This window comes from Rubritepida flocculans DSM 14296 (assembly GCF_000425365.1).
In the GTDB taxonomy this organism is placed as follows: Bacteria; Pseudomonadota; Alphaproteobacteria; order Acetobacterales; family Acetobacteraceae; genus Roseococcus; species Roseococcus flocculans.
On the sequence record NZ_AUDH01000010.1, the window covers coordinates 93,802 to 102,777 of the forward strand.

Genomic DNA, 8,976 nt, shown 5'->3' on the forward strand with positions numbered 1-8,976 from the left:
ATGGATCCGATCCGCAATCCCTACGCGCCTGGGGCGGGCTCCCAGCCCCCGGAGTTGGCGGGCCGAGAAGCATTGCTTGACGCGGCCAGCGTAGCCCTAGACCGCGTGAAGGCAGGACGGCATGAACGCAGCTTCATCGCTGTAGGCCTTCGTGGCGTAGGCAAAACAGTTCTGCTCAATCGTGTCAGGGAGTTGGCGGAGGCGCGAAACTATCGGTTAGCCCTGATCGAAGCTCGGGAAGATCAACCCCTTCCGCTCCTCTTGCTCCCGCATCTACGCCGCCTCCTGCTGGAGCTGGACCGGCTCGGCCAGCTCAGCGAGGTCGTCAAGCGCGCGCTTCGGGTATTCAAGTCGTTCCTCACCGCAATCCGGCTGCGGCAGGGTGACCTCGAACTCGTTCTGGACATTGATCCGGAGCGCGGCAGCGCGGACAGCGGCCAGCTCGACGCTGATCTCCCCGAGCTTTTTGTGGCGCTCGGACGGGCGGCCAAGGACAGAGGGGCGGCCGTTCTGTTGCTGATTGACGAGTTGCAGTACATCGCGGAGGACGAACTCGGCGCCCTCATCATGGCGCTGCATCGCACGGCGCAGGAAAGCTTGCCCGTACTTCTCGTGGCCGCAGGACTTCCACAGCTTGTCGGTCAAATGGGCCGCTCTAAATCCTATGCTGAGAGACTGTTTGCATTCCCGGAAATCGGCGCGTTGAACGATGCTGATGCGCGCCGCGCGCTGGCTGCTCCAGCCGCAAGCGCCGGCATAAGTTATACCGACGAAGCTCTGGACGAAATACTTGCACAAACGCAGGGATACCCCTTTTTCCTTCAAGAATGGGGATACTGTGCCTGGAATATTGCTCGGTTAAGTCCGATATGCAGACAAGATATCGATAAAGCGACGATTGAGGCTATACGAAAGCTCGATAGCAGCTTCTTCCGTGTCCGGTTCGACAGGCTGACGCCGCGAGAGAGGGATTACCTGCGGGCCATGGCGGATCTTGGAGATGGCCCCCTCCGCTCTGGCGACATCGCAGATCGGCTTGGGATCAGCGTCATGACGGCCGGCCCGTTGCGCGGCGGGCTGATCCGCAAGGGAATGATCTATTCGCCCGCCCACGGGGATACGGCCTTCACCGTCCCGCTGTTCGGCGCATTCATGAGGCGCAGCATGCCTGTCTGGAGCCCCCGCGCCGCGAGCAAGGATCGGCGGAAGCCATGACGATGTTCGACCTCACGGGCCGCGTCGCCCTCGTCACCGGCGGCAATGGGGGCATCGGCCTCGGCTTCGCGCGCGGGCTTGCGAAATGCGGCGCGGCGGTGATGGTGGCGGGCCGCAGCGAGGCGAAGAACGCCGCGGCGGTCGCGGCGTTGCGCGCCCTGGGCGCCACCGCCGATTCCGTGACGGTGGACGTGACCAGCCGCGAGAGCCTCGCCGCCATGGTGGAGGCCACGGCGGCGCGCTTCGGCCGGCTCGACATCCTGGTGAACAACGCCGGCACCAACATCCGCCGCCGCCCCGAGGAGGTGACGCCGGAGGACTGGCACACCGTGCTGAACACCAACCTGACCAGCACCATGTTCGCCTCCCAGGCCGCCTATCCGCACCTCAAGGCGCATGGGGTGGGGCGGATCATCAACAACGGCTCCATGCTCTCGATCTTCGGCATGCCGCTGCACGCGGCCTATGCCTCCTCCAAGGGCGCGGTGGTGCAGCTCACCAAATCCCTCGCCACCGCCTGGGCGAAGGACGGGATCACGGTGAACTGCGTGCTGCCGGGCTGGATCGACACGGAGCTGACCATCCGCGCCCGGCAGGACATTCCCGGCCTGCAGGAGAAGGTGGAGCAGCGCGCCCCCGCCGGGCGCTGGGGAACCCCCGCGGATTTCGAGGGCATCGCGGCCTTCTTCGCCTCCGACGCGGCGGCCTATGTCACGGGCACGGCCGTCGCGGTGGATGGCGGCTATTCCGTCAGCGGATGATCCGGTGCCCCTGCCCGGCTTCCTGCTGTTCGAGGGGTGGCCGCAGAACCCGCCGCGCGTGCTCTCGCTGCGCGAGACGGAGCAGTTCCTCCTGCTCGCGGCCTATCTGCTCTGGCGGCGGGATGTGGCGCCCATCGACGGCGAGGCGCTGGACAAGCTGCGCGGCGCCCTCTCGCCGCATCCGGTGCGCGAGCACAACAAGCAGTTCGGCCTCAACGTGATGGAGGCGGCGGTGGAGCGGCTCGTGCAGGCCGGGCTGATCGAGCTCGGCCGCATGGGGCTCACGCCCTCGCTCAAGGCGGTGGACGAGCTGGAGCGCGCGATGGCCGAGACCGGCAAGGATCCCGAGCGGGTGCTGCGCCGGATCCTGGAGGCGTGATGCCGAGCCTCGAGGCCCTGCTGCTCTTCGCCGCGCTCTCGCTCGGGCTTGCGCTCACGCCGGGGCCGAACATGCTCTACCTCGTCGCGCGCGCGCTGGCGCAGGGGCGGCGGGCGGGGATGGTCTCGCTGCTCGGCTGCCAGGCGGGCACGCTGGTGGTGATGCTGCTGGCGGCGGCGGGCATCACCGCTGCGCTCATGGCCATTCCCTATGCCTGGGATGCGCTGCGCCTCGGCGGGGCGCTCTACCTCGCCTGGCTCGCCTGGCAATGCGTGCGGCCGGGCGGGCAGCCGCTCTTCGCGCCGCGCCCGCTGCCGCCCGAGCCCGATGCGCGGCTGTTCTGGGTGGGCTTCGCCACCGCCGCGCTGAACCCCAAGGTGGCGCTGTTCTACGTCGCGGTGCTGCCGCCCTTCATCGAGCCGGCCGCGGGGCATGTGTTCCTGCAGGGCGCGGTGCTGGGCGCGGTGCAGATCGCCGTCGGCCTCGGCTTCGACGCGCTGCTGGTGCAGGGCGCGTCGGGCACGGCGCGCTTCCTCGCCGCGCGGCCGCTCTGGCTGGCGGCGCAGCGCTATGTGCTGGGCGGGGCGCTCGGGCTGCTCGCGGTGAAGCTCGCCCTCTCGGGGAGGCAGGGCTGATGGCGGAAACCCTCGTCCTCCTCCTCGCGGCGCTGGCGCTGCTGGGCGGCTGCACCCTGGTCGCCGTGGTCGCCACCACGGCGCTCGGGATGTTCATCGCGCGGCTGGAGGCGGCGCTGGGCACCTCCATGCTGCTGATGGGCACGCTGCTCTATGCGCTGGGCGGCAGCGCCTGGCAGGTGGTGGGGCTCGTCGGGCTCTCGCACGCGCTGGCGGGCGGGCTGATCTGGTGGAAGAACAGGCTGCGCGGGCGATGACCGAGACGCTCATCGCCCTCATGGCGCTCGCCTATTCGGGGCTGGTGCTGTTCGCGCTGGCGCAGGCGCTGCGCAAGCTGCTGCCGCCGATGCGCGCCGCGCTCGCGGCCTTCGCCCTGTCCTCGGCCGTGCATGGCGCGACGCTGCTCTTCCTCGAGGCCGGGCACCGGCTCATCGCCTTCGCGCTCTGGGGCGCGCCGCACCTGCTGCTGCTGCCGCTGCTGCTGTGGTCCGCCCGCAAACAGGAGAAAGGCGCATGACGCAGATCCTCATCATCGCGCAGGGGCTGCTCTATGTCGGCCTCGTCGTGGTGCTGCTGAACAACCGGCTGCAGGGCCGGCTGCCCGGCGCGCGCGGCGTGCTCGCCGCCGCGGGGCTGAGCCTCGCGCTGCATCTGGCGCTGACCCTCCTCATCCCCCCCGGCTGGACGACGACCTGGCTCGTCTTCGTCCTGCCCGGCCACATCCTCACGCCCGCGGCGCTGCTGGTGCTCGCGCGGCGCAAGACAGGCGAGTGACATGCCCAAGCGCACCGACATCTCCTCCATCCTCATCATCGGCGCGGGGCCGATCGTCATCGGCCAGGCCTGCGAGTTCGACTATTCGGGCGCGCAGGCCTGCAAGGCGCTGAAGGCGGAGGGCTACCGCGTCATCCTCGTCAACTCCAACCCGGCGACGATCATGACCGACCCGGGGCTGGCGGACGCGACCTATGTCGAGCCCATCACGCCCGAGGTGGTCGAGAAGATCATCGCGAAGGAGCGGCCCGACGCGCTGCTGCCCACCATGGGCGGACAGACCGCGCTGAACACCGCGCTGAAGCTCGACGCCGCCGGGGTGCTCGCGAAATACGGCTGCGAGCTGATCGGCGCGAAGGCCGAGGTGATCGACAAGGCCGAGGACCGCCAGAAGTTCCGCGACGCGATGAGCCGCATCGGCATCGAGAGCCCGCGCAGCGCCATCGCGCACACGATGGAGGAGGCGCGCGCCGCGCTCGACGCCGTGGGGCTGCCCTGCGTGATCCGCCCCTCCTTCACGCTGGGCGGCACGGGGGGCGGGATCGCCTACAACCGCGAGGAGTTCGAGCAGATCGTCGCCGCCGGCCTCGCCGCCTCCATGACCAGCGAGGTGCTGGTGGAAGAGAGCGTGCTCGGCTGGAAGGAATTCGAGATGGAGGTGGTCCGCGACCGCGCGGACAACTGCATCATCGTCTGCTCCATCGAGAACCTCGACCCGATGGGCGTGCACACGGGCGATTCCGTGACGGTCGCGCCGGCGCTGACGCTGACCGACAAGGAATACCAGCGCATGCGCGACGCCTCCATCGCCTGCCTGCGCGAGATCGGCGTGGACACGGGCGGCTCGAACGTGCAGTTCGCGATCAACCCCGCGGACGGGCGCATGGTCGTCATCGAGATGAACCCGCGCGTTTCCCGTTCCTCGGCGCTGGCCTCGAAGGCCACGGGCTTTCCCATCGCCAAGATCGCGGCCAAGCTCGCCGTCGGCTACACGCTGGACGAGCTCAAGAACGACATCACGCGCGTCACGCCGGCGAGCTTCGAGCCCACGATCGACTACGTGGTGGTGAAGATCCCGCGCTTCACCTTCGAGAAGTTCCCCGGCACGCCGGCCACGCTGACCACCAGCATGAAATCCGTGGGCGAGGCCATGGCCATCGGCCGCAGCTTCGCCGAGGCGCTGCAGAAGGGGCTGCGCAGCCTGGAGACGGGGCTCTCCGGCCTCGACCCGCAGCCCCTGCCGGGCGATGGCAGCTTCGAGGCCTTCCACGCCTCCCTCGCCACCCCGCGGCCCGACCGCGTGCTGACGGTGGCGGACGCGCTGCGCGCGGGCATGTCGGTGGAGGCGATCCACGCCGCCTGCAAGTTCGACCCCTGGTTCATCCGCGAGATCGCGCGCGTGGTGCAGGCCGAGCGCGAGGTGGCGCGCGAAGGCCTGCCGCGGAGCGCCCCCGCCTTCCGCCGCCTCAAGGCGCTGGGCTTCAGCGACCGGCAGCTCGCGCGCCTCACCGGGAAGACGGAGGCCGAAGTCTTCGCCGCGCGCGACGCGCTGGGCGTGCATCCCGTCTACAAGCGCATCGACACCTGCGCGGCCGAGTTCGCCTCCGACACGCCCTACATGTATTCGACCTACGAGGGCGGCTATGGCGAGCCGGTCTGCGAATCCCGGCCGACCGAGGCGAAGAAGGTGGTGATCCTGGGCGGCGGGCCCAACCGCATCGGCCAGGGCATCGAGTTCGACTACTGCTGCGTGCACGCCTGCTACGCGCTCAGCGCCAAGCATGGCGGCGCGGGGTTCGAGACCATCATGGTCAACTGCAACCCCGAGACGGTGAGCACCGACTACGACACCTCCGACCGCCTCTATTTCGAGCCGCTGACGCCCGAGGACGTGGTGGCGCTGATCCGGCGCGAGCAGCAGCGGGGCGAGCTGCTGGGCTGCATCGTGCAGTATGGCGGGCAGACGCCGCTCAAGCTGTCGCAGCACCTGGCGCGCGCGGGCATCCCGATCCTCGGCACCTCGCCCGATTCCATCGACATCGCCGAGGACCGGGAGCGTTTCCAGCAGCTCCTGAAGGGCCTCAACCTCAAGCAGCCGGCCAACGGCACGGCCCGCACGCTGGAGGAGGCGGAGGCCGAGGCCGCGCGCATCGGCTACCCGGTGGTGGTGCGCCCCTCCTATGTGCTCGGCGGGCGGGCGATGGAGATCGCCTACAACGCCGAGCAGCTCCGCCGCTTCGGCGAGGAGGCGGTGCGCGTCTCGGGCGAGAACCCGATCCTGATCGACCAGTATCTCTCCGACGCCATCGAGGTGGATGTGGACGCCATCGCGGACGCGGCGGGCAATGTCTATGTCGCGGGGGTGATGGAGCACATCGAGGAGGCGGGCATCCATTCGGGGGATTCCGCCTGCTCCCTGCCGCCCTATTCGCTGCCGCCGCTGACGGTGGTGGAGATCAAGCTGCAGACGGATGCGCTGGCGCGCGCGCTCAAGGTGCGCGGGCTGATGAACGTGCAGTTCGCGGTGAAGAACGGCGAGATCTTCATCCTGGAGGTGAATCCCCGCGCCAGCCGCACCGTGCCCTTCGTCGCCAAGGCCACCGGCGTTCCCGTCGCCAAGATCGGCGCGCGGGTGATGGCCGGCGCGCTGCTGACGGAGTTCGCGCTGGACGACGACGCGGTGAACCGCCACGTCGCGGTGAAGGAGGCGGTGTTCCCCTTCAACCGCTTCCCGGGCGTCGATGTGCTGCTCGGCCCCGAGATGAAGTCCACCGGCGAGGTGATGGGCCTCGACACCAGCTTCGAGCGCGCCTTCCTCAAATCCCAGATGGGTGCGGGGGTGAAGCTGCCGACCGAGGGGACGGCCTTCATCAGCGTGCGCGACGGCGACAAGGTGGCGGTGGTGGGCATCGCGCGGCGGCTGTCCGAACTCGGCTTCGCCATTCTCGCCACGCGCGGCACGGCGGCGAAGCTGAAGGAGGCGGGCATCGCCGCGCAGGTGGTGAACAAGGTGCTGGAGGGGCGCCCGCATTGCGTGGACGCCATCAAGTCGGGCGAGATCCAGCTCGTCATCAACACCTCGGGCGGCGGGCAGTCGGTGAGCGACAGCTTCGACATCCGCCGCTCGGCGCTCACCATGGGGGTGCCGCACTACACCACCCTGGCCGGGGCGCGGGCGGCGGTGGGCGCGATCGCGGCGCTGCGCGCGCAAACCCTTGATGTAGCCCCCCTGCAATCCTACTCTCACGCTTCGTTCTGAGCGGGCGGGCGTCGGCTGGCGCCCGCCCTTCCCTTCCCCGCCGGCCGGTCCAGCACGGCTCCCGCCGGCAGGGGCCTTGTCTTGAAGGAAGACGGCCTGTGCAGAAGTTCCCGATGACCGCCGAGGGGCTGGCCAAGCTGGAAGAGGAACTGCGGCACCTGAAATCGGAGGAGCGCCCGGCGATCATCCGGGCCATCGCCGAGGCGCGCGCGCATGGCGATCTCTCCGAGAACGCCGAATACCACGCGGCGCGCGAACGCCAGTCCTTCATCGAGGGCCGCATCAGCGAGCTCGAGGCCATCATCCCCTCGGCCGAGGTGATCGACGTCTCCAAGATGTCCGGCGACCAGGTGCGCTTCGGCGCGCGCGTCACCATCCTGGACGAGGAGACGGAGAAGGAGACCACCTACCGCATCGTCGGCCAGTACGAGGCGGACATGAAGTCGGGCTCCATCTCGCTGACCTCGCCGCTCGCCAAGGCTCTGATGGGCAAGAAGGTGGGCGACAGCGTGGAGGTGCCCGCCCCGGGCGGGGCCCGCGCCGTCGAGATCACCGCCGTCGCCTTCGGCTGACGCGCGTGGCACTCCAGGGCGGCGAGGCGGCCGTGCTCGAAGGCCCGGCCGGGGTGCATCTCGGCCTGGCCGATGTGCGGGCGGCGGCCGAGCGCATCCGCGGCGCGGTGCTGCGCACGCCCACGCTGCGCAGCGACGCCCTCTCCCGCGCCACGGGCGCGGAGGTGTGGCTGAAGCTCGACAACCTCCAGGCCACCGGCGCATTCAAGGAGCGCGGGGCGGCCAACCGCATCGCGCTGCTGACGCCGCGCGAACGCGCGGCGGGCGTCATCGCCATGTCGGCCGGCAACCACGCCCAGGCGGTGGCGCGCCACGCGGCGCTGGCCGGGATCGGCGCCACCATCGTGATGCCGCGCTACACCCCGGCCACCAAGGTGACGCGCACCGAGGCCTGGGGCGCGCGCGTGGTGCTGCACGGCGAAACCCTGGCCGAGGCGGCGGCGCATGCGCGCCAGCTCGCGCTCGCCGAGGGGCTCACCTTCATCCATCCCTATGACGACCCGGCCGTGGTCGCGGGCCAGGGCACGGCGGCGCTGGAGCTGCTGGAGGATGCGCCGGGCCTCGACACCCTCGCCATTCCCGTCGGCGGCGGCGGGCTGCTGGCGGGCTGCGCCACCGCGGCGCGGGCGCTGAGCCCCTCCATCCAGGTCTTCGGCGTGGAGGTGGAGGCCTATCCGGCCATGGCGCAGCGCCTGGCGGGCCAGCCCGTGCAGGTGGGCGGCCCCACCGTGGCCGAGGGAATCGCCGTGCGCGATGTGGGGGAGCTGCCGCTCGCCCTCATCCGCCGCATGGGGCTCGAGGTGCTGGTGGTGCCCGAGCGCGCGGTGGAGGAGGCCATCGCCCTGCTCGCCGAGGGCGCGAAGCTGGTGGCCGAGGGCGCCGGGGCGGCGGGGCTCGCGGCGCTGCTCGCCTTCCCCGAGCGCTTCGCCGGGCGCAAGGTGGGCATCCCGGTCTGCGGCGGCAACATCGACGCGCGCGCCCTCTCCAACGTGCTGCTGCGGCAGTTGCTGCGCGACGGGCGCATCCTGCGCCTGCACTTCGACATCCCCGACCGGCCGGGCGTGCTGACCGACATCTCGGGCCGCATCTCGGCGCTGGGCGGCAATGTCATCGAGGTGCAGCACCAGCAGCTCTTCGGCGCACCCACAGTGCAGAGCACGGAACTGCACCTCATGGTGGAGGTGCGCGACGCCGCCCAGGGCGACGCCATCGTGGCCGCGCTGGAGGCCGGGAACTACGTGGTTCGCCGGCGGTGACGCGGCGCGCATGAAAAAAAGGGCGCCTTCCGGCGCCCCTTCTCTTGGTCCGGACCTCGGGAGAGGCCCTGCGCCTCAGCGCAGGACGATCTCCACGCGGCGGTTCTGCGGCTCGCGCACGCCCA

Annotated in this window: 10 protein-coding genes; all 10 read left to right on the forward strand. The window is 70.2% G+C overall.

The genetic code is table 11. From position 1 onward, the window contains the following. The 10 genes from H596_RS21125 to H596_RS0111015 all read left to right on the forward strand — a co-directional run bounded on the left by H596_RS21125 (position 1) and on the right by H596_RS0111015 (position 8,851). Positions 1–1,215, forward strand: a complete 1,215-nt coding sequence (locus tag H596_RS21125; protein WP_037300950.1) for an AAA family ATPase — start codon at positions 1–3, stop codon at positions 1,213–1,215. After that, a complete protein-coding gene (locus H596_RS0110975; RefSeq protein ID WP_245583993.1) occupies positions 1,212–1,976 on the forward strand; it encodes an SDR family NAD(P)-dependent oxidoreductase in 765 nt (254 codons plus the stop codon). The genes H596_RS21125 and H596_RS0110975 overlap by 4 nt, the downstream gene beginning before the upstream one ends. Positions 1,977–1,980: 4 nt before the next feature. Next, a complete protein-coding gene (locus H596_RS0110980) occupies positions 1,981–2,355 on the forward strand; it encodes a hypothetical protein (RefSeq protein WP_027284935.1) in 375 nt (124 codons plus the stop codon). Beyond that, positions 2,355–2,990: a LysE family translocator gene (locus H596_RS0110985; RefSeq protein ID WP_027284936.1), complete on the forward strand. Its 636-nt coding sequence runs from the start codon at positions 2,355–2,357 to the stop codon at positions 2,988–2,990. The genes H596_RS0110980 and H596_RS0110985 overlap by 1 nt, the downstream gene beginning before the upstream one ends. Next, positions 2,990–3,247, forward strand: a complete 258-nt coding sequence (locus tag H596_RS0110990) for a hypothetical protein (RefSeq protein ID WP_027284937.1) — start codon at positions 2,990–2,992, stop codon at positions 3,245–3,247. Before H596_RS0110985 ends, H596_RS0110990 begins: the two co-directional genes overlap by 1 nt. Then, positions 3,244–3,507, forward strand: coding sequence for a hypothetical protein (locus tag H596_RS0110995; RefSeq protein WP_027284938.1), 264 nt, complete (start codon positions 3,244–3,246; stop codon positions 3,505–3,507). The genes H596_RS0110990 and H596_RS0110995 overlap by 4 nt, the downstream gene beginning before the upstream one ends. Next, positions 3,504–3,764: a hypothetical protein gene (locus H596_RS0111000; protein WP_027284939.1), complete on the forward strand. Its 261-nt coding sequence runs from the start codon at positions 3,504–3,506 to the stop codon at positions 3,762–3,764. Before H596_RS0110995 ends, H596_RS0111000 begins: the two co-directional genes overlap by 4 nt. Before the next feature lies 1 nt (position 3,765). Beyond that, positions 3,766–7,023, forward strand: a complete 3,258-nt coding sequence (gene carB / locus H596_RS0111005) for a carbamoyl-phosphate synthase large subunit (protein WP_027284940.1) — start codon at positions 3,766–3,768, stop codon at positions 7,021–7,023. A gap of 98 nt (positions 7,024–7,121) precedes the next feature. Beyond that, positions 7,122–7,595 carry a transcription elongation factor GreA gene (greA, locus tag H596_RS0111010; RefSeq protein WP_027284941.1) on the forward strand — a complete coding sequence of 158 codons (474 nt, stop codon included), beginning with the start codon at positions 7,122–7,124 and terminating at the stop codon, positions 7,593–7,595. 53 nt (positions 7,596–7,648) lie between these two features. Beyond that, positions 7,649–8,851, forward strand: a complete 1,203-nt coding sequence (locus H596_RS0111015) for a threonine ammonia-lyase (RefSeq protein ID WP_027284942.1) — start codon at positions 7,649–7,651, stop codon at positions 8,849–8,851. The last annotated feature ends 125 nt before the right edge of the window (positions 8,852–8,976 follow it).

Bases quoted from the DNA above. Each gene is read 5' to 3' on its own strand.
- H596_RS0110995 (WP_027284938.1), top strand. From the start codon at position 3,244: ATGACCGAGACGCTCATCGCCCTCATGGCGCTCGCCTATTCGGGGCTG.
- carB (WP_027284940.1), top strand. From the start codon at position 3,766: ATGCCCAAGCGCACCGACATCTCCTCCATCCTCATCATCGGCGCGGGG.
- H596_RS0110975 (WP_245583993.1), top strand. From the start codon at position 1,212: ATGACGATGTTCGACCTCACGGGCCGCGTCGCCCTCGTCACCGGCGGC.
- H596_RS21125 (WP_037300950.1), top strand. From the start codon at position 1: ATGGATCCGATCCGCAATCCCTACGCGCCTGGGGCGGGCTCCCAGCCC.
- H596_RS0110990 (WP_027284937.1), top strand. From the start codon at position 2,990: ATGGCGGAAACCCTCGTCCTCCTCCTCGCGGCGCTGGCGCTGCTGGGC.
- H596_RS0111000 (WP_027284939.1), top strand. From the start codon at position 3,504: ATGACGCAGATCCTCATCATCGCGCAGGGGCTGCTCTATGTCGGCCTC.
- H596_RS0110985 (WP_027284936.1), top strand. From the start codon at position 2,355: ATGCCGAGCCTCGAGGCCCTGCTGCTCTTCGCCGCGCTCTCGCTCGGG.